Annotated in this window: 30 protein-coding genes; all 30 read right to left on the bottom strand. The window is 72.3% G+C overall.

The annotated features are described in order from the left end of the window. Window positions 1–41: 41 nt before the first annotated feature. Window positions 42–410 (bottom strand): nuclear transport factor 2 family protein, encoded by a 369-nt coding sequence (locus LUW87_RS16870; protein ID WP_232672371.1) that lies wholly within the window; start codon window positions 408–410, stop codon window positions 42–44. Between the two features lie 9 nt (window positions 411–419). Then, window positions 420–1,661 (bottom strand): aminotransferase-like domain-containing protein, encoded by a 1,242-nt coding sequence (locus LUW87_RS16865; RefSeq protein WP_232672370.1) that lies wholly within the window; start codon window positions 1,659–1,661, stop codon window positions 420–422. Window positions 1,662–1,708: 47 nt separating this feature from the next. Further along, window positions 1,709–3,259 carry a glutamine-hydrolyzing GMP synthase gene (gene guaA / locus LUW87_RS16860; RefSeq protein WP_232672369.1) on the bottom strand — a complete coding sequence of 517 codons (1,551 nt, stop codon included), beginning with the start codon at window positions 3,257–3,259 and terminating at the stop codon, window positions 1,709–1,711. A 55-nt stretch (window positions 3,260–3,314) separates the two neighbouring features. Continuing rightward, window positions 3,315–4,478, bottom strand: coding sequence for a GuaB3 family IMP dehydrogenase-related protein (locus tag LUW87_RS16855; RefSeq protein WP_232672368.1), 1,164 nt, complete (start codon window positions 4,476–4,478; stop codon window positions 3,315–3,317). A gap of 147 nt (window positions 4,479–4,625) precedes the next feature. Continuing rightward, a complete protein-coding gene (locus LUW87_RS16850; RefSeq protein ID WP_232672367.1) occupies window positions 4,626–5,015 on the bottom strand; it encodes a hypothetical protein in 390 nt (129 codons plus the stop codon). Window positions 5,016–5,061: 46 nt separating this feature from the next. Then, a complete protein-coding gene (locus LUW87_RS16845) occupies window positions 5,062–5,670 on the bottom strand; it encodes an NUDIX hydrolase (protein WP_232672366.1) in 609 nt (202 codons plus the stop codon). A gap of 146 nt (window positions 5,671–5,816) precedes the next feature. Next, window positions 5,817–5,978, bottom strand: a complete 162-nt coding sequence (locus LUW87_RS16840; RefSeq protein ID WP_232672365.1) for a hypothetical protein — start codon at window positions 5,976–5,978, stop codon at window positions 5,817–5,819. A 152-nt stretch (window positions 5,979–6,130) separates the two neighbouring features. Next, window positions 6,131–7,792 (bottom strand): chaperonin GroEL, encoded by a 1,662-nt coding sequence (gene groL / locus LUW87_RS16835; protein WP_232672364.1) that lies wholly within the window; start codon window positions 7,790–7,792, stop codon window positions 6,131–6,133. An 8-nt stretch (window positions 7,793–7,800) separates the two neighbouring features. Then, window positions 7,801–8,091 carry a co-chaperone GroES gene (gene groES / locus LUW87_RS16830; RefSeq protein ID WP_232672363.1) on the bottom strand — a complete coding sequence of 97 codons (291 nt, stop codon included), beginning with the start codon at window positions 8,089–8,091 and terminating at the stop codon, window positions 7,801–7,803. Window positions 8,092–8,208: 117 nt separating this feature from the next. Next, window positions 8,209–9,216 (bottom strand): tRNA (adenosine(37)-N6)-threonylcarbamoyltransferase complex transferase subunit TsaD, encoded by a 1,008-nt coding sequence (gene tsaD / locus LUW87_RS16825; RefSeq protein WP_232672362.1) that lies wholly within the window; start codon window positions 9,214–9,216, stop codon window positions 8,209–8,211. Next, entirely contained in the window at window positions 9,213–9,848 is a 636-nt protein-coding gene (gene rimI, locus LUW87_RS16820) for a ribosomal protein S18-alanine N-acetyltransferase (protein WP_232672361.1), read from the bottom strand. Before rimI ends, tsaD begins: the two co-directional genes overlap by 4 nt. Then, window positions 9,845–10,540 carry a tRNA (adenosine(37)-N6)-threonylcarbamoyltransferase complex dimerization subunit type 1 TsaB gene (gene tsaB / locus LUW87_RS16815; protein ID WP_232672360.1) on the bottom strand — a complete coding sequence of 232 codons (696 nt, stop codon included), beginning with the start codon at window positions 10,538–10,540 and terminating at the stop codon, window positions 9,845–9,847. Before tsaB ends, rimI begins: the two co-directional genes overlap by 4 nt. After that, window positions 10,540–11,076, bottom strand: coding sequence for a tRNA (adenosine(37)-N6)-threonylcarbamoyltransferase complex ATPase subunit type 1 TsaE (gene tsaE, locus LUW87_RS16810; RefSeq protein WP_232672359.1), 537 nt, complete (start codon window positions 11,074–11,076; stop codon window positions 10,540–10,542). The genes tsaB and tsaE overlap by 1 nt, the downstream gene beginning before the upstream one ends. Next, window positions 11,073–11,666, bottom strand: coding sequence for a uracil-DNA glycosylase (locus LUW87_RS16805; protein WP_232672358.1), 594 nt, complete (start codon window positions 11,664–11,666; stop codon window positions 11,073–11,075). The genes tsaE and LUW87_RS16805 overlap by 4 nt, the downstream gene beginning before the upstream one ends. 53 nt (window positions 11,667–11,719) lie before the next feature. Beyond that, entirely contained in the window at window positions 11,720–12,694 is a 975-nt protein-coding gene (locus LUW87_RS16800) for a P1 family peptidase (RefSeq protein WP_232672357.1), read from the bottom strand. A 78-nt stretch (window positions 12,695–12,772) separates the two neighbouring features. Continuing rightward, a complete protein-coding gene (gene alr, locus LUW87_RS16795) occupies window positions 12,773–13,879 on the bottom strand; it encodes an alanine racemase (protein WP_232672356.1) in 1,107 nt (368 codons plus the stop codon). A gap of 5 nt (window positions 13,880–13,884) precedes the next feature. Next, window positions 13,885–14,394 (bottom strand): CBS domain-containing protein, encoded by a 510-nt coding sequence (locus LUW87_RS16790; RefSeq protein WP_232672355.1) that lies wholly within the window; start codon window positions 14,392–14,394, stop codon window positions 13,885–13,887. 30 nt (window positions 14,395–14,424) lie between these two features. After that, window positions 14,425–16,326, bottom strand: coding sequence for an NAD(P)H-hydrate dehydratase (locus LUW87_RS16785; protein WP_346742586.1), 1,902 nt, complete (start codon window positions 16,324–16,326; stop codon window positions 14,425–14,427). Window positions 16,327–16,375: 49 nt separating this feature from the next. After that, window positions 16,376–19,828 carry an SIS domain-containing protein gene (locus LUW87_RS16775; RefSeq protein WP_232672354.1) on the bottom strand — a complete coding sequence of 1,151 codons (3,453 nt, stop codon included), beginning with the start codon at window positions 19,826–19,828 and terminating at the stop codon, window positions 16,376–16,378. Between the two features lie 76 nt (window positions 19,829–19,904). After that, a complete protein-coding gene (glmM, locus tag LUW87_RS16770) occupies window positions 19,905–21,230 on the bottom strand; it encodes a phosphoglucosamine mutase (protein WP_232672353.1) in 1,326 nt (441 codons plus the stop codon). Window positions 21,231–21,365: 135 nt separating this feature from the next. Further along, window positions 21,366–21,758 carry a 30S ribosomal protein S9 gene (gene rpsI, locus LUW87_RS16765; protein ID WP_232672352.1) on the bottom strand — a complete coding sequence of 131 codons (393 nt, stop codon included), beginning with the start codon at window positions 21,756–21,758 and terminating at the stop codon, window positions 21,366–21,368. Between the two features lie 23 nt (window positions 21,759–21,781). Beyond that, window positions 21,782–22,231 carry a 50S ribosomal protein L13 gene (gene rplM / locus LUW87_RS16760; protein WP_346742585.1) on the bottom strand — a complete coding sequence of 150 codons (450 nt, stop codon included), beginning with the start codon at window positions 22,229–22,231 and terminating at the stop codon, window positions 21,782–21,784. 140 nt (window positions 22,232–22,371) lie between these two features. Beyond that, complete coding sequence (truA, locus tag LUW87_RS16755) at window positions 22,372–23,226, bottom strand: tRNA pseudouridine(38-40) synthase TruA (protein ID WP_232672350.1); 855 nt, start codon at window positions 23,224–23,226, stop codon at window positions 22,372–22,374. 19 nt (window positions 23,227–23,245) lie between these two features. Further along, window positions 23,246–23,599: a 50S ribosomal protein L17 gene (rplQ, locus tag LUW87_RS16750; protein ID WP_232672349.1), complete on the bottom strand. Its 354-nt coding sequence runs from the start codon at window positions 23,597–23,599 to the stop codon at window positions 23,246–23,248. Between the two features lie 7 nt (window positions 23,600–23,606). After that, window positions 23,607–24,545 (bottom strand): DNA-directed RNA polymerase subunit alpha, encoded by a 939-nt coding sequence (locus tag LUW87_RS16745; RefSeq protein ID WP_232672348.1) that lies wholly within the window; start codon window positions 24,543–24,545, stop codon window positions 23,607–23,609. Between the two features lie 73 nt (window positions 24,546–24,618). Further along, a complete protein-coding gene (gene rpsD, locus LUW87_RS16740; RefSeq protein WP_232672347.1) occupies window positions 24,619–25,236 on the bottom strand; it encodes a 30S ribosomal protein S4 in 618 nt (205 codons plus the stop codon). Window positions 25,237–25,238: 2 nt separating this feature from the next. Next, on the bottom strand, window positions 25,239–25,637 hold the full coding sequence (rpsK, locus tag LUW87_RS16735; RefSeq protein ID WP_232672346.1) for a 30S ribosomal protein S11: 399 nt from the start codon (window positions 25,635–25,637) through the stop codon (window positions 25,239–25,241). After that, window positions 25,637–26,017, bottom strand: coding sequence for a 30S ribosomal protein S13 (gene rpsM / locus LUW87_RS16730; protein ID WP_232672345.1), 381 nt, complete (start codon window positions 26,015–26,017; stop codon window positions 25,637–25,639). Before rpsM ends, rpsK begins: the two co-directional genes overlap by 1 nt. Before the next feature lies 1 nt (window position 26,018). After that, window positions 26,019–26,132 (bottom strand): 50S ribosomal protein L36, encoded by a 114-nt coding sequence (gene rpmJ / locus LUW87_RS16725; RefSeq protein WP_232672344.1) that lies wholly within the window; start codon window positions 26,130–26,132, stop codon window positions 26,019–26,021. Window positions 26,133–26,224: 92 nt separating this feature from the next. Further along, window positions 26,225–26,449: a translation initiation factor IF-1 gene (gene infA, locus LUW87_RS16720; protein WP_232672559.1), complete on the bottom strand. Its 225-nt coding sequence runs from the start codon at window positions 26,447–26,449 to the stop codon at window positions 26,225–26,227. Window positions 26,450–26,522 lie beyond the last annotated feature (73 nt).

The raw sequence follows: 26,522 nt of genomic DNA, 5'->3' as shown, positions 1-26,522 counted from the left end.
GTAACTCGGCGCCAGGCCCTGCCGGGCGGCCAGGCCGACGATCAGGCCTTCACGTAGCCCAGCTTCTCGCAGATGCGCCCGTCGCGGACGCGGAGCAGGTCGACCCCCCGCACCACGCGGTCGCCGTCGACGAAGCGCCACTGCTGCACCACCCGCTCGCCCGCCGCGAAGGTGGCCTCGGTCTCCATCGACCCCCCACCGGCGCCGAAGCTCGGCCCCCACACCCGTCGGAGCTCGTCGCGACCCTGGACCCGGGCCCCGTTGCTGGCCGGCCGCGCCGACTCGAACACGCAGTCGTCGGTGACGAGCGCCAGGGTGGCCTCCAGGTCGTGGGCGTCCCACGCCGCCACGAAGGCCTCGGCCACGGCGAGGGGGTCGGCATCGGATGGGAGGGGAGCGCCAGCAGCCATGGGCCGAGCCTACGACCGGGCGTGGTCTCGCCGAGCCGCCCGCAGCGCCCGGCCCAGCAGCGCGATGCCGGGCTCGATCTCGGCGTCGGGGACCTGGATCGGCGAGAGCCGCACGAAGCGGGGGCCAGCGTCGCCGTCGACGAACTGATCCCCGGGGCGGACCGCCACGCCGTCGGCGGCGGCCAGCTCACGAGCGTGCAGCCAGTCGACGTCGTCGGCGACCCGCAGCCAGAAGTAGAAGCCACCCGCCGGCTCGCGGAATGCCACGAGCGGTTCGCAGTGCTCCCGGAGGGCGGCGGTGGTGACGTCGCGCTTGTGGCGATAGCGCGCGCGGAGCAGCTCGATGTGGCGATCGAAGTCGCCGCTGCGGCAGAAGCGCTCGATCGCGCGGGCCAGCAGGGCGCTGACCGAGAAATCCTGACGGGCCCGCACCACCCCTTCGACGGCCGCCGGGTGGCCGGCCACCCAGGCCAGGCGGAGCCCGGGGGCCACGTACTTCGAGAAGCTGTCCGACTGGATCACGACACCCTGCTCGTCGAAGGACCGCAGCGTCGGGGGTGGGGCCGTGTCGTAGCCGAAGTGGTAGTAGCAGTTGTCCTCGAGCACCATCACGTCGTGCTCGACGGCCATGTCGACCAGCGCCCGACGGCGGTGGACGGGGAGCACCGTGCCGGTGGGAGCGTGGAAGGTCGGGATGGTGGCGACCAGCTTCGGGGTGCACCCCTCGGCCCGGAGCTCGTCGAGGACCTGGGGCAGGGCGTCGACGACCATGCCGTCGTCGTCGACCGGCACGGTGCGGACCGTCGCTCCGGTGGCGGCGATGAAGCGCCGCGTGTGCGGGTACGTCAGCGCCTCGATCACCGCGCCGTCGCCGGGGCCGAGGAAGGCGTTGGCCACCAGGGCCAACCCGTCGGTGGAGCCGTTGACCAAGGTGACGCCTGCGGGGTCGAGCGCCCGCTCGTCGCGCTCGGCCAACCGGCGGGCCAGCTCGGCGCGCAGACCCAGGTGCCCGTACTGCATCTCCTCGGGACCACCGGCGCCGAAGTAGCGCAGCGCCTCGTCCCCGTCCTCCGCGAGGGTGGCGTCGAGGCAGCGCCGCAGCTCGTCGATCGGGAACAGCGACGGGTCGGGCAGGCCCTGGTCGAAGTTGATCCGCACCCCGTCGGCCGGTGCGCTCCCGAGCGGAGGAGCGAAGAGGCGCGCCCGCGTCGAGTACTTCGCCGAGATCGCCTCGCTCGCCCCCAGGTCCATCGCAGCGAACGTACCAGCGACGGGGGACCGCCCTCAGACGGGGGCGTTCACTCCCACTCGATGGTGCCGGGGGGCTTGGAGGTGACGTCGTAGGCCACCCGGTTGATGCCCGCCACCTCGTTGATGATGCGGCCCGACATGGTCTCGAGCAGCTCGTAGGGGAGCCGGGCCCAGTCCGCCGTCATGGCGTCTTCGCTGGTGACCGCCCGGATGATGATCGGGTGGCCGTAGGTGCGCTCGTCGCCCATCACGCCGACCGATCGAATGTCGGGCAGCACGGCGAAGGCCTGCCAGATCTCGCGCTCGAGGCCGGCAGACTTCACCTCCTCGCGCACGATGGCGTCGGCCCGCTGCAGCATGGCCACCTTCTCGGGGGTGACCTCGCCGATGATGCGCACCCCCAGGCCCGGGCCCGGGAAGGGCTGGCGCCACACGATCTCGTCGGGGAGGCCGAGCTCGGTGCCGACCTTGCGCACCTCGTCCTTGAACAGCGCCCGCAACGGCTCGACGAGCTCGAAGTCCATGTCGTCGGGCAGACCACCCACGTTGTGGTGGCTCTTGATCTTGGCTGCGTCCTTGGTGCCCGATTCGATGACGTCGGGGTAGAGCGTGCCCTGCACGAGGTACTTGGCGTCGGAGAGCCCACCGGCCGCGTCCTCGAAGACCCGGATGAACAGCTCGCCGATGGCCTTGCGCTTGTCCTCCGGATCGGTGACGCCGGCCAGCTTCTCGAAGAAGCGGTCGCCGGCCCGCACGTGGATGAGCTCGATGCCCTGGTGGCGCCGAAACGTCTCCACCACCTGCTCGCCCTCGCCCTGGCGCATGAGCCCGGTGTCGACGAACACGCAGGTGAGCTGGCCGCCGATGGCCTTGTGCACCAACGCCGCGGCCACGGCGGAGTCGACGCCGCCGGACAACCCGCAGATGGCGCGACCATCGCCGACCTGGGCTCGGATGGCGGCCACCTGGGTCTCGATGATCGACGTCATCGTCCAGCCCGGGGCCAGCCCGCAGGCGTCGTACAAGAAGTGCTCGAGCACCTCCTGGCCGTGCGGCGTGTGGACGACCTCGGGGTGGAACTGCACCCCGTAGACCTTGGCGTCGACGTCCTCGAAGGCGGCCGCCGGGGTGTCCGGGGTGGAGGCCGTGACCGTGGCCCCAGCAGGGGGCGCAGTGATGGTGTCGAAGTGGCTCATCCACACCGGCTGGTGCGACGGTTGCGCCGGCCCGAACAGCACCTGCTGGTCGACGACGTCGAGATCGGTGCGGCCGTACTCGCCCCGGCCGGTGCGAGCCACCTCGCCACCGAGGTCGCGGGCGAGGAGCTGGGCTCCGTAGCAGATGCCCAGGATGGGCACGCCGAGCTCGTAGACCCCCGGGTCGATGGAGGGTGCGCCCTCGACGTGCACCGACGCCGGGCCGCCCGAGAGCACGATGCCCCGTGGCGACCGCTCGGCGATCTCGGCCGCGCTCAGGGAGTGCGGGACGATCTCGGAGTAGACGTGGGCCTCACGCACCCGGCGGGCGATGAGCTGGGCGTACTGGGCCCCGAAGTCGACCACCAGGACGGGGTCGGCGGGCCGCACTGGTTCGGTCATTCGAGGTCCGTGAGGTCGGCTGGAGGAGTGGAGGGCGGAACCGGCACCGCGCCGCTCAGTGGCCCATCCCCACACCCTGGGACTTCTGGAGGTTCTTGCCCTCGGTCATGAGCGCCGGGGCGACCATGACCTCGGCCTTCTGGAACTCCTTGACCGTCTCGTAGCCGCAGGTGGCCATGGAGGTGCGCAAGGCGCCGAACAGGTTCATGCGACCGTCGTTCTCGTGGGCCGGGCCCACCAAGATCTCCTCGAGGGTGCCCCGGGTGGTGGTCTTGACCCGAGCGCCGCGGGGCAGCGTGGGGTGGAAGGTGGCCATGCCCCAGTGGTACCCCCGGCCCGGCGCCTCGGCGGCCGTGGCCAGCGGGGAGCCGATCATGACGGCGTCGGCGCCGCAGACGATGGCCTTGGCGATGTCGCCGCCCGTGCCCATGCCGCCGTCCGCGATGACCTGGCAGTAGACGCCGGTCTCGTCGAGGTGGCGCATGCGGGCCGACTTGGCGTCGGCGATGGCGGTGGCCTGGGGGACACCGATGCCGAGCACGCCCCGGGTGGTGCAGGCGTGGCCGGGGCCGACGCCGACGAGCACACCGGCGGCACCGGTGCGCATGAGGTGCAGGGCGGCCTGGTAGCTGGCGCACCCGCCGACGATGACCGGGATGTCGATCTCGCGGACGAACTTCTTGAGGTTGAGCGGCTCGACCGTCTTGGACACGTGCTCGGCCGAGACCACGGTGCCCTGGATGACGAGCAGGTCGAGCTCGGCGTCGACGATCTCGGAGGCCAGCGCCGCCGTGCGCTGCGGGGTGACCGAGGCGCAGCTGACCACGCCGGCGTCCTTGATCTCACGGATGCGCTGACCCACCAGCTCGAGCTTGATGGGCTCGCTGTACATCTGCTGCATCCGGGCGGTGGCCTTGTCGGTGGGCAGCTCGGCGATCTCCTCGAACAGCGGCTCGGGATCCTCGTAACGGGTCCAGAGGCCCTCGAGGTTGAGCACGCCGACGCCGCCGAGGCGGCCCATCTCGATGGCGGTGGCGGGGCTGATGACCCCGTCCATGGCCGAGCCCATGAGGGGGAGCTCGAAGCGGAAGGCGTCGATCTCCCAGGAGATGTCGACGTCCTCGGGATCGCGGGTGCGGCGACTGGGAACGATGGCGATGTCGTCGAAGCCGTAGGCGCGACGCCCCGACTTGCCCATCCCGATCTCGACCTCGGCCATGTCAGAGTCCCTTCACTGGGTGTGTCGCTGCGAGAGAACAGCAGAGGCCGAGCCCGTGAGGGGCCCCACTCCGCTGGAAGGGTGGGAGTCTACCCCGTCCGCCGACGAGGCCCGAGCCCGCTGCGGGGCCCGTCCCGCCGCCGCCGATCAGCTCCCGGCGAGGGTCCGCAGGACCTGCTTGGCCACCTTCTGGTTCATGCTCCACAGGGTGGCCCGGCCCCGGTCGGAGACCTGCTCGATGACGCTGCCGCCCGTCAGGGCTTCCACGCTCTGGAGGCCGTCGACGAGGGCCTTCGAGGTGGAGTCGGTGACCTTGTAGCCCATGCCCGTGAGCGACTTCACGACATCGCTCTGGGCCACCGGCGCAGGCGCCGCGGCGGCGATGATGCGCAGGGCGTCCTTGGTCAGCCCGGCCCCCTGGGAGATGGCGTCGGCCACCGAGATGGGGCCGTCGGTGTTCTCGACCGAGGCCAGCCACGCCCGCACCTGGGCGACGAGCTCTCCGTGGGTGTCGGCTTCGAAGGTCAACCGGGCCATGGCCGCACGGTAGCCCCCACCCGCCGGTCACGCTCGGGGCTCGCGCTCAGGCGTGGTCGTGGCGGTCTTCGCCGGGCAGGGCGCCCCATGGGGGCGGATGGTCGTCGGGGTCGTAGGTGCCCGTGACCACGCCCAGCAGGTTGCGCAACATGGCTCCGGTGGCCCCCCAGATGGTGTCGCCCACCACCTCGAAGAAGTAGATGGGCCGGTCCATCGGCGGGATGCCCCAGCGCTCCTCGCGGAACACGTCCGGCGCCAGCAGCACGGCGAGGGGGACGTGCAGGACGTGCTCGACCTCGTCCGGGGACGGGGTCAGCTGGGGGCGACCCGCCAGGCGGGCCACGTAGGGGGCGATGAACGAGTGGCTCGTGACGGTGCGGAGGTGGTCGAGCTCGCCGAGCAGCTCGACGTCGGCCGGATCGAGGTCGACCTCCTCGTTGGCTTCGCGGAGCGCTGTGTCCCACAGGTCCTCGCCCGGCTCCTGGCGTCCTCCGGGGAAGGCCACCTCGCCCCGGTGGCTGCGCATGTGCTGCGCCCGGCGGGTGAGCACCACCACCGCCTCGCCGTCGAACTCGTACAGGGCGGCCAGCACGGCCGAGGCGCGGACCCCCGGGCCCTCGCGATCGGAGGGTCGAGGCGGGGGGGCGGAGGCCATGGCCGCCACCACGTCGTCGAGGCTGGGCTGCAACCGTCCGGCGGGGAGCCCGGCCCAGGGCGCGGGCCGACCGGGCCGAACCGAGTTCGGCCGGGGGATGACCTGGCGTCCGCCCCGCGCGGGCATGGCCGAGACCGCGCCGCCGGTCAGTCGGACGTCTCGGCCAAGGCCTCGACGAGCTGGCGCAACAGATCGGGCATCCCCGCGGTCTTGAGGTTGGCCATGGCCCGACCGGGGTTCACCTCACCGCGCTCCCACTCCATCCAGGCGGCCAGCAGCTTCTCGGGGTCAGGGGGCGGGATCTCCATGATCGGAGGTTACCGAGCCCGGCCCCGTCCCGGACCCCGCATCGTGTCGGCGAGCGAACCCGGGCCCGGACGCGACGGAGGGGCCGGGCTGAGCCGGCCCCTCCGTTCGGGTTCTTCGGGTTCGAGCGGGTGTGCTCAGGCCGGAGCCTGGGTCACATCATCCCGCCCATGCCACCCATGCCGCCCATGCCACCCATGGCGGCTGCGGCCGCGGCGGCATCGGCACCGCCGCCGGCGGGCTCGGGCTTGTCGGCCACGAGCGCCTCGGTGGTGAGCAGCAGGGCGGCGATGGACGCCGCGTTCTGCAGCGCCGCACGGGTCACCTTGGCCGGGTCGATGACACCGGCCTTGAGCAGGTCGACCATCTCGCCGGTGGCGGCGTTGAGGCCGGTGGAACCGGTCTCGGCCTCCACCTGCTGGACGATGACCGCACCTTCGAGGCCGGCGTTGTCGGCGATGAGCCGAGCCGGAGCCTCGAGCGCCCGGTACACGGCCCGGGCACCGGTGGCCTCGTCGCCCTCGAGGGAGTCGACGGTGTCCTTGAGCGTGGCGCGGGCCCGGAGCAGGGCGGTGCCGCCACCGGCGACCACGCCTTCCTCGATGGCCGCACGGGTGGCGCTCAGGGCGTCCTCGATGCGGTGCTTCTTCTCCTTGAGCTCCACCTCGGTGGCGGCGCCGACCTTGATGACGGCCACGCCACCGGAGAGCTTGGCCAGGCGCTCCTGGAGCTTCTCGCGGTCCCAGTCCGAGTCGGTGTTGTCGATCTCGGCCTTGATCTGGGCGATGCGACCGGCCACGTCGGCCTGGTCGCCGCCGCCCTCGACGATGGTGGTGGCGTCCTTGGTGACCACGATCTTGCGGGCCTGGCCCAGCAGGTCGAGGGTCGCCGAGTCGAGCTTGAGCCCGATCTCCTCGGAGATGACCTGACCCCCGGTGAGGACGGCCATGTCGGCCATCATGGCCTTGCGGCGCTCACCGAAGCCGGGGGCCTTGACGGCCACCGAGTTGAAGGTGCCGCGGATCTTGTTGACCACGAGGGTGGCGAGAGCCTCGCCCTCGATGTCCTCGGCCACGATCAGCAGCGGCTTGCCGCCCTGCATCACCTTCTCGAGCACCGGCAGGAGGTCCTGCACCGAGGTGATCTTGGAGTTGACGAAGAGGATGTAGGGGTTGTCGAGGACCGCTTCCTGGCGCTCGGCGTCGGTGACGAAGTAGGGCGACAGGTAGCCCTTGTCGAACTGCATGCCCTCGACGAAGTCGAGATCCATGCCGAAGGTGTTCGACTCCTCGACGGTGACCACGCCGTCCTTGCCCACCTTGTCGATGGCGTCGGCGATGACCTCACCGATGGTGGTGTCGGCGGCCGAGATGCTGGCGACCTGGGCGATCTCGCTCTTGTCGTCGATCTCCTTGGCCTGGGCGTGGATGCTCTCCACGGCCTTGGCCACGGCCTTCTCGATGCCTCGCTTGAGGCCGAGCGGGCTGGCGCCGGCGGCCACGTTGCGCAGGCCTTCGCGGACCAGGGCCTGGGCCAGCACGGTGGCGGTGGTGGTGCCGTCACCGGCGATGTCGTTGGTCTTGGTGGCGACCTCCTTCACCAGCTGGGCGCCCATGTTCTCGAACGGGTCGTCCAGCTCCACCTCACGGGCGATGGACACGCCGTCGTTGGTGATGGTGGGAGCGCCCCACTTCTTGTCGAGGACGACGTTGCGGCCCTTGGGGCCGAGCGTGACCTTGACGGCGTCGGCCAGCTTGTTGACGCCGGCCTCGAGGGCGCGCCGGGCGTCCTCGTCGAACTTCAGGATCTTTGCCATGTGGTTCCTTACTTGATGACGGCGAGCACGTCGCGGGCGTTGAGGATCAAGACGTCCTCACCGTCGGCGGTGATCTCGGTGCCGCCGTACTTGCTGTAGACGACGGTGTCGCCGACCTTGACGTCGACGGGGATGACCTCGCCGCTCTGCTCGCTGCGACGGCCGGGGCCGACGGCGAGGACCTCGCCCTGCTGGGGCTTTTCCTTGGCGGTGTCGGGGATGACCAGGCCGCTGGCGGTGGTCTCCTCGGACTGACCCGGACGAACGACGATCCGGTCTTCCAGGGGCTGAAGCTTCATGTACGGCGCCTCCGTTGGCGGGGTATCTAGCACTCTCGGGCCGAGAGCGCTTAGCACTCTCGCTGACCGAGTGCTAACGATAGGCGCGGTGCGAGCAGGGGGCAACCCCACTCGCCGTCAGACCGTGGAGGTGAGCCGCAGGTTCGGTGAGGCGCCCGTGTCGAGCGGGCTGGGCCCGTCGGAGCGGAGCCGGTACCAGCCGGCGGCGGCCACCATGGCGGCGTTGTCGGTGCACATCGACCGGCTGGGCAGGAAGGCCTGCAGGCCGTCGGCCATGCAGGCGTCGAGGATGCGCTCGCGCAGCTGGGAGTTGGCCGCCACCCCACCCGCCAGGCACAGCCCCTTGGCCCCGTGGTCCCGGGCGGCCCGACGGGCCTTGGTGACCAGCACGTCGACCACCGCCTCCTGGAACGAGGCGGCCACGTCGGCGGTGTCGACGTCCGGGTGCTTGCGGACGTGGTTCACCACGGCCGTCTTGAGGCCCGAGAACGAGAAGTCGTAGCCCTCGTCGAGGATGGCCCGGGGGAAGGCGATGGCCTGCGGGTCACCCTCCATGGCGATGCGGTCGATGGCGGGACCGCCGGGGTACCCGAGGCCCAGGTAGCGGGCGACCTTGTCGAAGGCCTCGCCGGCGGCGTCGTCGATGGTCGAGCCGAGGATGCGGTAGCGGCCGCGGCCCTCCATCAGCACCACCAGGGTGTGGCCGCCCGAGACGAGCAGCACCACCACCGGCAGATCCAGGTCCGGCTCCTCGAGCAGGGCGGCGTAGAGGTGGGCCTCCAGGTGGTTCACGGCCACGAAGGGCACCCCCCAGACCAGGGCCAGGGTCTTGGCCGCGCTCACGCCCACCAGCAGCGCCCCGATGAGCCCCGGCCCGACGGTGGCGGCCACCGCGTCGACGTGGTCGTCGTCGATGCCGGCCTCCACCAGCGCCCGGGCCACGACGGGCGTGAGCAGCTCCACGTGGGCCCGGCTGGCGATCTCGGGCACGACCCCGCCGAAGCGGGCGTGCAGGTCGACCTGGCTCGACACCACCGACGAGAGCACGTCTCGGCCGTCGACGACGACGGCCGCGGCGGTCTCGTCGCAGCTGGTCTCGATGCCGAGGATGCGTTGACCGGTCACGAGGGGGGTCCTTCCGGGGTGGGGACGGCGGCGGGCGACGAGGGGCCGGGGAGCCCGACGGTGACGAGCGGGGTCGGCAGGGCCGCTTCGATGGCGGCGAGGCGCGCCGCGTACTCGGGGGTGTCGACGTCGTGGGCCCACAGGACGAGCGCGTCCTCGGTGGGCTTGGAGTAGTAGCCCTTGCGCACGCCGGCGGGCACGAACCCGAACCGGCGGTACAACGCCTTGGCCGCCTCGTTGGAGGTGCGCACCTCGAGCGTGACGGCCACGGTGCCGAGCTCGAGCACCCGGCGGATGAGCACCGCCAGCAGGCGGCGGCCCACGGCCCCGCCCTGGTGGTCGGGGTCGACGGCGATGGTGGTGATGTGGGCCTCGCCGGCCACCAGCAGGGCGCCGGCGTAGCCGACCACCCGACCGGCAGCGCGGGCCACCAGGTAGACGCGCTCGTCGCCGCGACCCAGCTCGGCCACGAAGAGCCCCAGCGACCACGGGGTCGAGGACGTCGCCGCGTCGATGCGCATCACCCCTCGGAGGTGGCGCCGCCGCATGGGCTCGACCACCAGGTCGACGAGCGGCGCCGATCGGGGCGGGCGGGGCTCCGAGGGCGGCGGAGGGGACGAGGACGAGGTCACGAGGGTCGGGTGGTCCAGTTGATCTCGGCGTCGGGTTTGCGGAGGTAGAGCGGTTGCAGGTCCCAGGGCTTCACCCACTCCTCCCGCAGGGCCCGGGCGTGGGCCAGCATCACCAGCGACGACGCCGACGGGTAGGCCAGGCCTTCCTCGACGATCTCGATGCGCTTCAGGCCGTCGAAGACCTCTCGGTAGCGGATGGCGCCGTCGCCGACCAGCAGGCAGTCCTCCCCCGCGGCGAGGAGCTCCGAGGCGAGGTCGTCGGGCGAGCCCACCTGGTGGGGTGAGAGGCGCTGGATGCCGCCGGGCACCTGACGGTAGAAGGCGTAGAAGAGCTCGCCCCGACGGGCGTCGATGGCGGCGACGATGAGGCGGGGGGTGAAGCGCACGGGGAAGGCCAGCAGGTCGAGGCTGGGCACCCCGATCATGGGCACCTTCAGGGCGTGGGCCATGGCCTTGGCCGCGGCCACGCCGACCCGCAGGCCGGTGAACAGCCCCGGGCCGAGGTCGACGGCCACGACGCTGATCTCGGACAGCTCGATGCGGGCCTGGCGACAGGTGAAGTCGATGGCCGGGGTGAGGACCTCGGCGTGCTGGCGGGCGCGGCACGACTGGGTGGAGGCGAGCACCCCCTCGTGGCCGCCGATGGCCACGCTCACCTGGATGGTGGCGGTGTCGATGCCGGCGATCAACATCAGGCGGGGTCCTCGGGGCTCGGGGTGTCGGTCACGGGAGCGGGTGCATCGGCCTCGTGGATCCAGGGGGCGAGGGCAGCGGCGACGGCCCGGGTGCGGGCCATCCACCTGGCCCCCACGGGCGCCAGCTCCAGGAGGCGCTCGTCGTCGGAGCCGTCGGTGAAGGTGAAGCGGACCTCGAGGTAGTCGGCCGGGAGGGCGGGGGCCACCACGTCGCCCCACTCGATGACGGTGACCCCGCCGTCGTCGAGCATCTCGGGCACGCCGAGATCGATCACCTCGTTGACCGAGTCGAGCCGGTAGGCATCGAGGTGGTTCAGCTCGAGGCGCCCCTCGTAGCTGTTGACGAGGGTGAAGGTGGGACTGGTGATGCGCTCGTCCACCCCGAGCGCGGCGCCGAAGCCCTGGGTGAAGGCCGTCTTGCCCGCCCCGAGGTCGCCCGCCAGCAGGAGCAGGTCGCCCGGTCGGGCCAGCTCGGCCAGGGCGGCGGCCAACTCGCGGGTGTCCTCGACGCCGGTCGTACGAGCCCAGATCACGAGGCCGGCACCGCCTCGGCCAACGGGGAGCCGGCGTCGCGCAGGGCCAGCCGGGCCCGGACCAGGTCGGCGCGCATCTGGGCCATGGGCTCGGCCCCGCCCCGCAGCACGTAGGCGGGATGGACGGTGGGGACCAGCACGGCACCTCCGTAGGGGTAGCTGCGGCCCCGGAGGCGGGTGATCCCCTCCTTGGAGGCCAGGAGCAGTTGGCCGGCGAACTTGCCCAGGGTGACCACGACCTTCGGGGCGATGAGCTCGAGCTGGGACTCGAGGTAGGGCCGGCAGGCGGCGATCTCGTCGGGCACGGGATCGCGGTTGTTCGGGGGGCGGCACTTGACGACGTTGGCGATGTAGACGCGGTCGCGGGTCAGGCCGAGCTCCTCGAGCACGAGACGGTCGAGGAGCTGGCCGGAGCGGCCGACGAACGGGAGGCCCTGCTCGTCCTCCTGGGCGCCGGGCCCCTCTCCGATGAACATGAGGTCGGTGACGGGGTCGCCGGTGCCGAAGACGACGTTGGTGCGGGTCTCGGCGAGGGGGCAGCGGGTGCAACCGGCCGCGTCGTCGGCGAGCGCGGCGAGGGTGAGAGGCACCCGGAAAGGTTAGTGCCCTGGGCCGCGACCGGCGACGGCCGGAGAGCCCGGTGCTAGCGCCCGACGGCGCGGATGGCGGCGTCGACCGCTCGTACGGCGAGGAGGCGGACGAGGTCGACGTCGGCGGGCACGACCCCGGTGGCGGCGGCCACCACGGCGTCGCCGTCGACCCGGGTGTGGGGTGGGAACAGGGCCCGGGCGTAGCCGTCGTGGGCGCCCTGGGCCACGAGGTGGCACCCGGCCTTGTCGAGGGTGGCGTTGGTGACCACGACGCCGATGGTGGTGTTCTGGCCCGAGGAGGGACCGGGGCCGCCGAACCCGGCGGCTTCCTCGGCGAGGCCGGCCCCGGCGGCGGGCCCGAAGGCACCGGTGGCGACGTCGACGGGCAGGTCCTCGAGCGCGACGGGCACGTGGTCCGACGGCCCCGGTTCGGGCTCGACGTCACCGAAGGCGTTCACCGCGACCATGGCCGAGACCACGAGGTCGTGGAGGCGGACGGTCGCGGCGCCGATCCCTCCGGGGCGAACGTGGTCACGGCCCCGCCACTTGCCGACGGTGGCCCCCGTTCCCGCACCGAGCCGGCCCAGCGCGGCGACGGACAGGCCCGTGTCGGCGAGCACGGGCGACGGCGGCTGCTCGGCCAGGGCCGAGGCCAGCGCCTCGGCACCGTGTCCCGCGCCCGGGCGCACCGAACCGTCGCCCTCGAGCAGGTCGAACAGCGACAGGCCCACCACGATGGGCACCGGCCCGGCACCGGTCGCAAAGCCCCGGCCGGCCTCGGCCAGGGCGGCCATCACGCCGTCGGCGGCAGCCAGCCCGAAGGCCGACCCTCCCGACAGCACCACGGCGTCGAGGCGGTCGACGATGCGAGCCGGGTCGAGCAGGGCGAACTCGCGGGTGGCGGGGGCGCCGCCGCGCACCTCGCCCGAGGCGACCGTGCCCTCGGGCAGGACCACGACCGTGCACCCGGTGCGGGCGACCTCGTCGGTCCAGTGCCCGACCCTGACTCCCTCGACGTCGGTCAGCATGGCCCGACCCTACGCTCCCCGGCCTCGGCGACGACCGCTCTCTGGCGGCCCCGGTGGACAGGACGTCGCCGGCGGCGCTCAGCGGTAGCGGCGGGGCACCCGGGGACCGATGCCGCAGACGACCTCGTAGGCGATGGTGTCGAGCCGCTCGGCCCATTCCTCGGCGGTGACGCACTCGTCGCCCTGACGGCCGATGAGCACCACCTCGTCGCCCACCGCCACGTCGTCGTCGCCGCAGTCGACCATCAGCTGGTCCATGGTGATGGTCCCCACGATGGGGCAGCGCCGCCCACCCACGAGGACGTCGGTGCCGAGCGCGCTGAGACGCCTCGACACCCCGTCGGCGTAGCCCACCGGCACGGTGGCCACGGTGGTCTCCCGGTCGAAGACGTGGCGCAGCCCGTAGGAGATGCCCTCCCCCGCCCCCACCCGCTTGACCATGGAGACCTCGCTACGCAGCGTCATGGCCGGACGCAGGTCGACCCGGTCGGCCAGCACGGGGGCCGGCGGGATGCCGTAGACGGAGATGCCGGCCCGGACCAGGTCGTAGCGGCCCCGGGGATGCTCGATGGCGGTGGCCGAGTTGGCGGCGTGCAACAGCGTGGGACGCAGGCCGTCGGCGTCGAGCTCGGCCACAACCGCGTCGAAGCGGTCGAGCTGGGTGTCGGTGAAGGGGTGACCGGGCTCGTCGGCCACCGCCAGGTGCGTGAACACCCCCTCGAGCTCGAGGCTGCCGTGCCCGGCGATGCGGCGGGCGAGGGCGAGCGCGTCCTGTGGGGCCACGCCGACCCGGTTCATGCCCGTGTCGACCTTGAGGTGCACCCGGGCCAACCGGCGCTCGCGCTTGGCCGCCTCGGCCACCGCCTCGACCGCCTCCGGCGTGTAGACGCACACCCGCAGATCGAAGCGCACGGCGGCGGCGATGTCGTCGAGGCGGGGCTGGGAGAGCAACAGCACCGGGGCGTCGATCTCGGAGCGGCGCAGAACGACGCCCTCCTCCACCAGGGCGACCGCCAACCAGTCCGCCCCGGCGGCCAGCGCCGCCCGGCTGACGGCGATGGCCCCGTGCCCGTAGCCGTCGGCTTTGACCACCGCGCACACCGCGGCCGGGGCGACCAGCCCCTTGAGCACCCCCACGTTGTGGGCGATGGCACCGAGGTCGACGTCGGCCCGCGTGGCGCGCACCGCTCTCAGCCCTCGGTCGGGCTGGTCGTCCCCCTGGCGTCGGCGTCGCGGACGATGGCCCGCACGATGTCGCCTCGCGCCAGCAAGCCGACGAGGACCCCGTCGTGGTCGACGACGGGCAGACGCGACACATCGCGATCGTGCATGACCGTGGCGGCCGTCTCGAGGGTCTCGTCGGGGCCGATGGTCACCACGTCGTCGTCGGCCATCACCTCGCCCACCGTGGCCCCGAGGGCCTTCTCGAGCGTCTCCTCGTAGCGTCGCCTGGACGACGGGAGCTCCAACACCGCGCCGAGCAGCGTGATGACCGCGGGGAGCGGGATCCGGGACTCCTCCACGATCAGGTCGGCGGTGGAGAGCACCCCCACCACCCGGCCGTCGTCGTCGAGCACGGGAGCCCCGTCGATGTCGCGCAGGACGAGCGCCCGCATGGCGTCCTGGACGTTGTCCGCCGGGCGGAAGGTGAGCACCTCGGTGACCATCAGGTCGCGCACGGGCGTGTCTCGCAGCAGCATCGGTCCTCCGGTGACGACGGTCGTCCAGGTCTAGGGGCGCAGCGCCGCGACCTCGGCGATGGCGGCCGGCAGGGCGGCGGGGAGATCCCCGGCGACCAGGCCGCGAGGCCAGCCTAGGGCGCCGGCGAGCCCGTGGAGGAACGAGCCGGCCGCCGCGGCCCGCCACGGATCGAGGCCCTGGGCCATGAGTGCGCCGACGACCCCGGCGAGCACGTCGCCGGTGCCGGCGGTGGCCAGTCGCTGGTCACCGGTGGTGGTGACCAGGACCCGCCCGTCGGGGTGGGCCACGACGGTGGAGGGCCCCTTGAGCAGCACCACGGCACCGGTTCGTTCGGCCAGCGCTCGGGCCGACGCCAGCCGGTCGGCGCCGGGGGCCTCCCCTGCCAGTCGGGCGAACTCGCCGTCGTGAGGGGTGAGGACCGTGGCCGGGCCCACCAGCTCCCCGGCGTCGGATCCGAGGGCGGTCAGCCCGTCGGCGTCGACCACGGTGGGGACACCCTGCGCCGCAGCCCCCGCCACGACCGATCGGATCTCGGCTCGCATCTCGGGCGAGGTCCCCAGCCCGTTGCCGACGACCACGGCGGCGAAGCGGTCGAGGTCGCCGAGCACCTCGCCACCCCACCCCGAGGCCGGCAGGTCGCCGAGCACGGCCTCCACCGGCGCGCCGGCCGGGTGACCCCCGGGGGTGGAGAGGCGCACGTAGCCGGCGCCGGCGCGGGCCGCGCCCCCGGCGCAGAGGGCGGCGGCACCCGCCATCCCCGGGCTGCCGGCCACGATCCACACGGCCCGCTGCCACTTGTGGCCGGTGGCGGGCACGTCGGGGAGCCATCCGGCCACGGCCGCGGCCCCGACGAGGTGGGCCCGGGCCCCCGACACGTCGAGGCCGATGTCGGCCACCTCCACCCGACCGGCCAGCTCCGAGCCGGGGGGCAGCACCAGGCCGGGCTTGAGGGCGGCGAAGGTGAGGGTGGCATCGGCCGCCAGCACCCGCTCGCTGGGCGCGCCGGTGAGACCGTCGACTCCCGACGGGATGTCGACGGCGAGGACGGCCGCTCCCGCGGCCGCGACCGGGGCCCGGAAGCCGCCACGGAACCCGGTGCCGAACGCGGCATCGATGACGAGGTCGGCGTCGGGCAGGCGCCCGGGCGCGCTGGCCACGTCGAGCTCGAGGACCCGCACCCCCCAACTGCGCAGGCGCCGGGCGGCCTCGCGACCGTCATTGCCGTTGTTGCCCTTGCCCTCGAGGACCACGACCCGCCGTCCGTAGGTGCCACCGAGCAGCCGGCGCGCAGCACCAGCGACCGCCCCACCCGCCCGGCCGATGAGCACCTTCACCGGCTCGGGGGCGGACCGGTCGATGGCCCCCATCTCCTCGGGCGTGACGATGGGGACCAACCCACCGTCGACGGGGAGGCCGTCGACGGCGAACGACGCGCCGTCCTGCCCGCCATCGGCTCCGGCGCCGGACGACCCGACGGTGGGCCCGGGCGAGCGGGCCTCGTGGGCGGCGCCCCTCGGGGCCGTGGGGGCCTCCGGCCCGGATGCGACGTCCGCCGCCGGCGCGCCCTGGGCCAGCACCGTCGCCTGGGCCACCAGGTCGGTGTGGGTCAACGACACCTGCCAGCGGGTGACCCCGGCCTCGGCGGCTTTGTCGGCGGCGGCTCCCGACAGCACGACCGACGGCCGACCGTCGTCGTCGCGGCGCACCTCGATGTCGTGCCAGCCCACCGATCCGATGCCCACGCCCAGGGCTTTGAGGACGGCCTCCTTGGCGGCGAAGCGCACGGCGTAGCGCTCGACCGGGTCGCGGCGGCGCTCCGCGTACTCACGCTCGGCCGGCGTGAACAGCCGCTCGACCATGGCGGGCCGGCGGGCCAGGACCACCCCGAAGCGCTCGAGGTCGACGACGTCGACCCCGATGCCCACGATCACCGCCGCGCTCCCCCGACCTCACCAGGAACCGGGGTCCGATCGGCGACGGTCATGGCCGCCAGCGGTCGGCGAGGTCGTTCACCGGTTCGGTCATGAGGTCGACCACGGGCACGGTGACGAGCAGGTCGTCGCGGAAGACGGGCTCGGTCTCGGTGACGGCGTGCTTGATGGCGGCGTAGCGGTTCCGGTAGCCCTGCAGCACCGACCGCAGCACGGGCAGGGGCAGGTCGTCCTCGAGGCGCACGTGCAACAGCACCAGCCCGGTGGGTGCGCCGTCGGTCATCTCCGGCACGATCACGACGGTGCGGCCGTCGCTGCGGCCCTTGGCCACCAGCACCGTGCGCTCGACGGCGACCCAGCGCTTGGTGCCCCGCAGCTGGGGGTCCTCCTCGGTGCGGCTACGCAGCTCGGTGCCGATGCCGCCCCGGTCGACCACCACCACGGTGGCGTCGTCGCGCCCGTCGACTGCGTCGACGTGGCCGTCGATGGCATACCGCGTGTAGCCGAGGACATCGGCGACGAGGGGCTCGAGGGCGGCCAGGGTGCGCAGCGTGGCGTAGGTGAGATGGTCACGGGCGGCGCCGGCGACGAGCACCTCTTTCACCAACGGCACCTGCAGCAGGGTCTCGTCGCTGCGCGAGATGCCCACCGTCACGGTCTTGGCCTGGTGCTTGATGGCGTCGATGGGTCGGGTCAGCTCGTCGATGGCACGGCTCAGGGCGATGGAGAGGTCCTCGAGGACCACCCCCGGCGTGCCGACCTTGCCATGCTCGAGCTGGTAGGCGTCGAGCCCGATGACGCCCAGCGCGAAGCGCCACGTCGACGAGAGGCGCACGGCGGTGGACGCCTCCAGGTGGCCGTCGTAGTCGCCGGTGCGCAAGCCGTCGTAGAAGCGCGTGGCGGTGGCGGTCAGCGCCGGTTGGAGAGAACGCAGGGCCTCCTCGCCGTCGAGGCCGTCGGCGGCAGCCTCGTCGATGGCGGCCCGGGCCTCGCGGAGGGGTGTCGCCTGGGCATCGATGGCGAGGGCGGCCTCGTAGCCGAAGAGGTGCCCGACCATGGCCGAGAGGACGAAGGCCAGCCGGGGATGGGTCACAGGCACCGAGATGACGTGCAGGGCGGCGGAGAAGCGCTCCTCGCCCTCGGTGGCCACCACGACCGGTGCCGCCTTGTGGGCCCGGTAGATCGCCACCTCCTTGGCCACGTCGTCGGCCGTGGAACCCTGCAGGCCGGCGGCGCACACCAGGATCATCGGCTCCGACGACAGGTCGATGTGCTTCTTGTCCTCGGTGCCGTCGCAGGCGATGGCCTTGTAGCAGAGCTCGGAGAGCTTGATCCGGATCTCCTCGGCGGCGATGCGGTTGGCTCCGTTGCCGACGATGGCCCAGTACCGGCGCGACGGGGCCAGGCGACGGGCGGCATCCGCGATGGCGGGACGAAGGGCCATCACCCGCTCCATGGCCTCGGGCATGGAGCGCAACGCGGCGAGCAGCTCACCCCGAGGGGCGGCGACGTCGCCGCGGGCGTCGACGATGGCCACGGCGAGCAGATAGCACGCCGCGATCTGGGCGTAGAAGGCCTTGGTCGACGCGACGCTCATCTCCACGTCGCGCCCGTCGGAGGTGTAGAGCACGCCGTCGGCCCGGTCGGTGAGATCGCTGTTGCGCCGGTTCACCACCGCCACCACGCGGGCGCCCCGCCCCCGCACCAGGTCGACGGTGCGGTTGGTGTCGGTGGTCGTGCCGCTCTGGCTGACGGCCACGACCAACGTGTCCTCCATGGAGGCGCGCAGGTCGAAGCCCGACAGCTCGGTGGCCAGCACGGCCTCGACCCGCAGGCGGGAGGTCGGCGCGAGGGTGGCCACGGCCTCGACCAGCGACCGGCCGGCCACGGCGGCGGTGCCCTGGCCGATCACCAGCACCCGGCTGATGGAGCCGTCGGCGAGGGCGGTGCGCACGTCGGGCGCCAGGACGTCGTCGCCGAGGTGGACCGACAGGCCGTCGGGCCCGTCGACCAGCTTCCCCCGAAGCGTCTTGCGGAACGAGGCCGGAGCCTCGCCGATCTCCTTCAACAGGTAGTGGGGGGAGTCGCCGCGGTCGATGTCGCGGGTGGTGATCTGGGCCACAGCGAGGTCCGAGTCGGTGACCGGCACCAGCGTGCCGTCGTAGGCCCAGCGCTGCATGCCCGCCACCGTGCCGGCGGCGTCGCCGTGGAGGCGCACCACCTGGCCGCTGCTGGCCGGGTTGTCGGGGCTGGCCGGCACCTCCCCGTCGAGGCGGAGGTAGGTGTCGGTCTCCTCGACCACCCCGTAGGGCTCGCTGGCCACGATGAAGGCGTCCTCGGCCAGCCCCACGTAGAGGGCCTGGCCGCTGCCCCGCAGCGCCAGCAACAGGTCGTCGGGATCGCCCGCGGCGCTGGCGGCGATGGCCACCGACCCCTCGAGGAGGTTGACGGTACGCCGGAACGCCTCGTCGAGGTCCGAGCCGTCGGCCATGGCCCGGCTGGTGAGCGTGGGGATCACCTTGGCGTCGGTGGTGATCTCCGGGGCGATGCGCAGGCCCTCGGTGGCCTTGAGGTCGGCGAAGTTGTCGACGTCGCCGTTGAGCACCGCGGTGACGTAGGAGCCCGCCGTGTCGTCGAGTTCCTCGGAGTTCAACGGGTGGGCGTTGGGCGCCGAGATGATGCCGACGCTGGCCCACCGGGTGTGCCCCAGCACCACCACCTGGGCGTCGTCGGCGCCCAGGGCCTGGCGCAGGAGGGCGTCGGCCCGAATGGCGTCGCGGAGGTGGCGGGTGTTGTCGCCGAGCTCACCGATCTCGGCCGCCGCCTTGTAGACGAAGCTCAGGTGGCCCTCGGGGGTGCGCACCGCCCGGTGGCCGAACAGGGGGTCGCCGGCCCGGTCGGCCAGGGCGGCCTGGATCGCCGGGGAGTCGAGGTCGAGGCCGTGGTCGCGCACCAACAGGTGCAGGCCGGCCGAGTCGCGACCTCGGACCTCGAGGCGGTCGATGGCCGAGAGGGCCTGGTGCACGGACAGGTGGGCGGCGACCGCGCTCGGCCCCGCACCGGGACCGGCCAGCTCGGCCACGCTCCGCGCCGCCCGCAGGCGATCGCGGCGCAAGGCCCACACGGCGTCCTTGACCGCCACCACGGCTGCGTTGAGCGCCTCGAGCTCGGAACCGGCGACCGCGCCCGCGCCCGCGGCGTCGAGACGCGCTTCGAGCTCGACCACCTGGCGATCGAGGCCGTCGGCGAGGTTCTCCACCGTCGCCGCCAGGTCGGCCGAGCCCAGCAGGGCGACCACGCCGGGAACCCCTCGCAGGATGCGGTCGGCATCGTGGGCGGCCCGGCCGGCCGACGCCACCGTCTCGATCAGGGCCCGATCGACCGGGAGCTCGAGCGCGGTGGCCAGGTGGCGGGAGGCGGCGTCGAGGGCGTCGGTGACCTCCGCCGGCGCAGGCGGCGTCCGATCGGATCGTTGGCGGACGACGGCGATGATCCCGCACATGTGGCCGACGGACTCCTGGGGTTGTCCCGGCGACGGATGCACCCGGCTGCCGGACGGCGAAGCGAACCCGTGGAGTCTACGTGGCGCAGGCTGCGCCCACGGCGGCGGCCAGGCGCTGGGCCACGCCTTCGGCCTGCTCGGCCGAGGGGGCCTCGACCATGACCCGCACGAGCGGTTCGGTGCCGCTGGGGCGGATCAGGATGCGGCCGGCGCCGTCGAGCACCGCCTCCTCGGCCGCCACCGCGTCGGCGACCAGGTCGGCGATGTCGGGGCGACGCTGGTCGACCGCCACGTTGACCAGCACCTGCGGCAGCCGGGTCATCACCTGCGCCGCCAGCTCGGAGAGAGGCCGTCCGGAGCGACGGAGGAGATCGAGCAGCTGGAGCCCCGAGAGCAGGCCGTCGCCCGTGGTGGCCAGGTCGGCGAAGACGATGTGGCCGGACTGCTCGCCGCCCAGCGACCAGCCGCCGCGTTGCAGGGCCTCCAACACGTGGCGGTCGCCCACCGGCGTTTCGACCACCTCGATGCCCGCGCTCGACATGGCGTGGCGGAAGCCGAGGTTGGTCATCACCGTCACGACGACGTGGTCCTGGGCCAGTCGGCCCCGGTCCTGGAGATCGAGGGCGAACAGGGCGATGAGGTGGTCGCCGTCGACCAGGGCGCCCCGCTCGTCCACGGCCAGCACCCGGTCGGCGTCGCCGTCGAAGGCCAGCCCGACATCCGCCCCGTGCTCCACCACCGCGGCCTGCAGGTCCCCCGGGTGGGTGGAGCCGCATCCGTCGTTGATGTTGGTGCCATCCGGCGAGTCGTGCAGCACCACCAGATCGCAGCCCAGGTCCCGCAGGACGCCGGGCGCCAGCGCCGACGACGCCCCGTTGGCACAGTCGACGACGACCTTCATGCCGCGCAGGGCGTCGGCCGGCACGGTCGCCCGGAGGGCCTCGGCCCAGGCCGTGCCCACCGAGGGATCACCCGCCGGTTCGACCATCCCTGTCGGAAGTGGCGCGGCGATGGCCACGAGCTCGTCGAGGCGGGCCTCCAGGCGCTCCTCCAGCTCGTCGGAGAGCTTGCGCCCGCCGGGTGCGAAGAACTTGATGCCGTTGTCGGTCCAGGGGTTGTGCGATGCGGAGATCACCGCACCGGTGCGACCCGAGCGGGCGCTCTCCCAGGCCACCGTCGGCGTGGGCACGACCCCGAGGCCGATCGGCTCGACCCCTGCGGCGCGCGCCCCCTCCGCCAGGGCCGCCTCGAGCCGAGGACCCGAGGCCCGGGTGTCGCGACCCACCACCATGGCGTCGGCGCCGAGCACCTCGGCGGCGGCCTGGCCGAGTGCGACCACCAGCTCGTCGGTGAGCTCATCGGCGCGGCCGCGCACCCCGTCGGTCCCGAACCGCAACGTCATCGACGACTTCTCCTTGCTCGATCGTGGCGCACCCAGGGGACCAAAACGCCGACGTGCGCCGTCCCGACAGGGAGGCGCACGTCGGTGGTGACGGCAGGGTCGGTCGCGGCCTCGAGGCCGGAGCGACCGGCCGGCTCAGCGCTTGGAGTACTGCGGAGCCTTGCGGGCCTTCTTGAGGCCGTACTTCTTGGATTCCTTCTTGCGATCGTCGCGGGTGAGGAAGCCGGCCTTCTTGAGCTCCGGGCGCAGCTCGGGGTCGACCTCGATGAGCGCCCGGGCGATGGCGTGACGCAGCGCGCCCGCCTGCCCGGAGGCCCCGCCGCCGTCGATGCGGCAGTCGACGTCGTAGGTCTCGGAGAGCTCGGTGAGGCGCAACGGCTCGGTGAGGATCATCCGGTGGGTCGGGGTCGGGAAGTACTCGTCGACCGAGCGCTTGTTGACCGTGATGGTCCCGGAGCCGGGACGGAGGTTGACACGGGCGACCGCACGCTTGCGGCGACCGGTGGACTGGACGAGAGGAGTCGACATCGGGGGTTCCTTGCAGCGAGCGGTTACGAGCGGGCCTTGGCGCGGGCGAGCTCGAGCGACTGGGGCGACTGGGCGGCGTGGGGATGGTTCGGCCCCGCGTAGACCTTGAGCTTGCGGATCATCTGACGACCGAGGCGGTTCTTCGGGAGCATGCCGCGCACGGCCCGGCGGACGGCTTCCTCGGGCTTGTTGGCCATGAGGTTGCCGTAGGTCTGCGTGCGCAGACCGCCCGGGTACCCCGAGTGGCGGTGCACCATCTGGCGCTCGCCCTTGTTGGAGGTGAGGACGATCTTGTCGGCGTTGACCACGATGACGTGGTCGCCGGTGTCGAGGTGGGGGGTGTAGGTCGGCTTGTGCTTGCCGCGCAGGAGGCTGGCCACCTCGGTGGCGAGGCGACCGAGGACCATGCCCTCGGCGTCGATGACGTGCCAGTCGCGCTGGATCTCGCTGGCCTTGGGGGTGTAGGTGCGCACGCGCAAGCCCTTGCTTTCGTGGAGTGCTTCGAGACGGGTCTGACGCAGCGCACGGATGACCCTTCGGCGCGCGCCAGAGCAGCGGGCAATCGTACCGGGGCTCCTCGTCACCGGGCAACTCCGGTGGCCGGTCGGGGCGGTCAGGGCCGGGGCCCTCGGGGGTCGGAGGTCGGCGCGCCGAGCGCCGGGTACCCCACCTCCCACAGGCACAGGCCGTGCGGCGGGGCCACGGTGGGCACCCCGGCCCGGTCGCCCGCCCGGCGGATGCCCGCCACCTGACCGGCGCGGCGACGGCCCCGTCCGACGTCGACCAGCAGCCCGACGATGCTGCGCACCATCTGGTGGCAGAAGGCATTGGCCCGGATGTCGAAGCGCAGGACCCCGTCGCCCAGGTCGTGCCAGCGAGCGTCGAGCACCCGGCGGACCAGGGTGACCTCGGGACCGGCACCCTTGGGTCGGCGGCAGAACGACGAGAAGTCGTGGCTGCCGATGAGCGGGTCGCAACCGAGGCGCAGGGCGTTGAGGTCGAGGGGCTCGGGCACCCACCAGGCCGTCCGGGCCAGGAAGGGATCGGGATCGGGCCGGTTGAGGACCGTGTAGCGGTACGCCCGCCAGGTGGCCGAGAACCGGGCGTCGAAGTCGTCGGCCACGATGGTCGCCGCCCGCACGGAGATCTCCGGCCCGCAGATGCCGTTCACGGCCCGGGCCAGGGCGCCGAGGTCGACGAGGGGATCGGCGACGTCGAGGCTCACCACCTGGCCGTGCGCGTGCACGCCCTTGTCGGTGCGACCGGCCACGCTGAGGGTGACCGGGTGGCGCAGGACGCGCCCCAGGGCCTCGGCCAGGGTGCCGGCCACCGTGGCCACGCCCTCGTTGGCCGCCATGCCGTGGAAGGCCGAGCCGTCGTAGGCCACGGTGAGCCGGACGCGCACCGGGCCCGGACGCGCCGCAGCCGACCCCGAGGGGTCGGCTGCGGTCGGGTCGGTGGTCGTCACGGGGGCGACCCGCCGGCTGTCAGACCAGCTCGATGCGCGCCATCGGCGCGTTGTCACCCTGACGGGGACCGAGCTTGAGGATGCGGGTGTAGCCACCGGGCCGCTCGACGTAGCGGGGGCCGATGTCGTCGAAGAGCTTCGACGCCATCTCCTTGTCGCCGAGGTAGGCGACGACCTGGCGGTGGCGGTGCAGGCCGCCCTTCTTGGCCTTGGTGATGAGCTTCTCGGCCACCGGGCGCAGGGCCTTGGCCTTGGCCTCGGTGGTGACGATGCCTTCGGCCGCGAAGAGCGACGCGGCCAGGTTGGCCATCATCAGACGCTGGTGAGAGGCGCTGCCGCCGAAGCGGCGGGATTTGCGGGGAGTAGCAGGCATGGCGGTTTCAGTCCCGGTGCTTGAGCGACAGACCGCGCTCGTCGAGCTTGGCGATGACCTCGTCGAGCGACTTCTGGCCGAAGTTGGTGATGGCGAGCAGGTCGTCCTCGGTCTTGTCGAGGAGCTCCCCGACGGAGTTGACCTGGGCCCGCTTGAGGCAGTTGCGAGGACGCTCGGAGAGATCGAGGTCCTCGATGGGGAGGTCGAGGTCGGGCGAGCCGGTGGCGGCCACGGCCACCTCACCCAGCTCGAGGCCCTGGGGCTCGTCGCTCATCTCGGCGACGAGCTGGACCAGCGACTGCAGGGTGGCCCCTGCCGACGCCAGCGCCTCTCGGGCGGAGATGGAGCCGTCGGTCTCGATGTCGAGGACCAGGCGATCGAACTCCGTGGAGTGCTCGACGCGCGTGGGCTCGACGGAGAACGTGACCCGACGCACCGGCGAGAAGATCGAGTCGACCGGGATCACACCGATGGTGCTCGAGGTCTTGTTGCGATCGGCCGAGACGTAGCCCCGACCCGTCTCGACGGTGATGTCGATGGCCAGACGGCCGTTGCCGTTGAGTGTGGCGATGTGCAGGTCCGGGTTGAGGACCTCCACATCGGAGGTGAGGGCGATGTCGGCCGCGGTGACCTCGGCCGGACCGCGGGCGTCGAGACGAAGGGTCACCGGCTCATCGGTGTGCACCCGCAGGACGAGGTCCTTGAGGTTCAACAAGATGTCGGTGACGTCCTCGGTGACGCCCTTGATGGTGTCGAACTCGTGGAGGGCCTCGTCGAAGCGGACCTGGGTGACGGCCGCTCCCGGGATCGACGAGAGAAGGGTGCGGCGGAGCGAGTTTCCGAGCGTGTGCCCGAATCCCGGCTCCAGCGGGCCCAGGGCGAAGAGCTGACGGGCGTCGTCGACCTCTCCGAGCGCTTCCACCTTCGGGCGCTGCATGACCAGCATGTGTGTCTACCTCGGTTCCGTACGGATGGGGATCGGCGCACGGGCGGGGGCTCGTCCCCCGCCCGGTGGGCGCCTACTTCGAATAGAGCTCGACGATGAGCTGCTCGCGCACCGGCACGTCGATCTGGTCGCGGACCGGGGCCTGCAGCACCGTGATGGTGAAGCCGCCCTCACCGGACTCGAGCCACGCCGGAGGCGTGCGGTCGAGCACGTCGCGGTTCCACTGCACGACGACCATCTCGCGGGCCTTGTCGCGCAGGGTGACGACATCGCCCGGACGGACGCGGAAGCTGGGGATGTCGACCCGCTTGCCGTTGACGTTCACGTGGCCGTGGCCCACGAACTGGCGGGCCTGGGGACGAGTGGCCGCCCAGCCGGAGCGGTAGACGACGTTGTCGAGCCGCATCTCGAGGAACCGGAGCATGTTCTCGCCGGTCACCCCCGCCTTGCGGTTCGCCTCCTCGTAGAGGTTGCGGAACTGCCGCTCGGAGAGACCGTAGGTGAAGCGGGCCTTCTGCTTCTCCTGCATCTGGAGCAGGTACTCCGAGGGATTGCCCCGTCGGCGGGTGCGACCGTGCTCGCCCGGGGGATACGGCCGCTTGTCGAGGGCGACGGTCTCGCCCTTGGTGCCGAAGATGTTGGTGCCCAGGCGACGCGAGACGCGCGCCTTGGGTCCGGTGTAACGAGCCATGGTCAGACCCTCCGACGCTTGGGAGGCCGGCAGCCGTTGTGCGGAACCGGGGTGACGTCCTTGATGCCGGTGACCTCGATGCCGACGTTCTGGATCGAGCGGATGGCGGTCTCACGACCGGAGCCGGGGCCCTTGACGAGCACGTCGACCTTGCGCACGCCGTGCTCCATGGCCCGGCGGGCGCACTGCTCGGCGGCCATCTGGGCGGCGAAGGGGGTGCTCTTGCGCGAGCCCTTGAAGCCGACGTTGCCGGCGGAGGCCCAGGCGAGGACGTTGCCCTCCTGGTCGGTGATGCTCACGATCGTGTTGTTGAACGAGCTCTTGATGTGCGCCACCCCGTAGGTGACGTTCTTGCGTTCCTTCTTGCGGGGGCGACGGCCCCCGGGCGACGGCTTGGCCATTACTTGCGACCCACCTTCTTCTTGCCGGCCACGGTCTTCTTCGGGCCCTTGCGGGTGCGAGCGTTGGTGTGCGTGCGCTGGCCGCGGACGGGCAGGCCCTTGCGGTGGCGCAGGCCCTGGTAGGAACCGATCTCCATCTTGCGACGGATGTCCTGGTCGACCTCGCGCCGCAGGTCACCCTCGACCTTGAGGTTCTGGTCGATCCAGGCGCGGATGCGGTTCACCTCTTCGTCGGTGAGGTCGCGGACCCGCGTGCTGGAGTCGATGTCGGTGAACTCACAGATCTGCTTGGCGGTGGTGCGACCCACGCCGAAGATGTAGGTGAGGCTGATCTCGAGACGCTTTTCTCGGGGGACGTCGACCCCTGCGATGCGGGCCATGTCAGCCCTGCCGCTGCTTGTGTCGGGGATTGGTGCAGATGACCCGAACCCGCCCGTGGCGGCGGATCACCTTGCACTTCTCACAGATCTTCTTGACGCTCGGACGTACTTTCAAATCGCCTGAATCCTTCGTTCAGGGTCACCGGGGCATGATCCCCCCGGCGGGTCCGGCCAGGGCGGCCGGACGCTCACTTGCCTGGTGGTGTCCTACTTGTACCGATAGGTGATTCGGCCGCGGGTGAGGTCGTACGGCGTCAGCTCAACCTGGACGCGATCACCGGGCAGGATGCGGATGTAGTGCATGCGCATCTTCCCCGAGATGTGGGCCAGCACCTTGTGCCCGTTCTCGAGCTCGACTCGGAACATGGCGTTGGGCAACGGCTCGATGACCGTTCCCTCGAGAACGATCGCGTCTTCCTTGGGCTTCGGCAGCGTGGTCCTCCTGCTCGCACGGATCGCACCCCGGCGCGCAGAGACGCGGGGGCGCGGATGGCCGAAGGACGAT

This window comes from Rhabdothermincola salaria (assembly GCF_021246445.1).
Taxonomy (GTDB): domain Bacteria; phylum Actinomycetota; class Acidimicrobiia; order Acidimicrobiales; family Acidimicrobilacustridaceae; genus Rhabdothermincola_A; species Rhabdothermincola_A salaria.
This window is presented reverse-complemented; position numbering and strand designations above follow the sequence as displayed.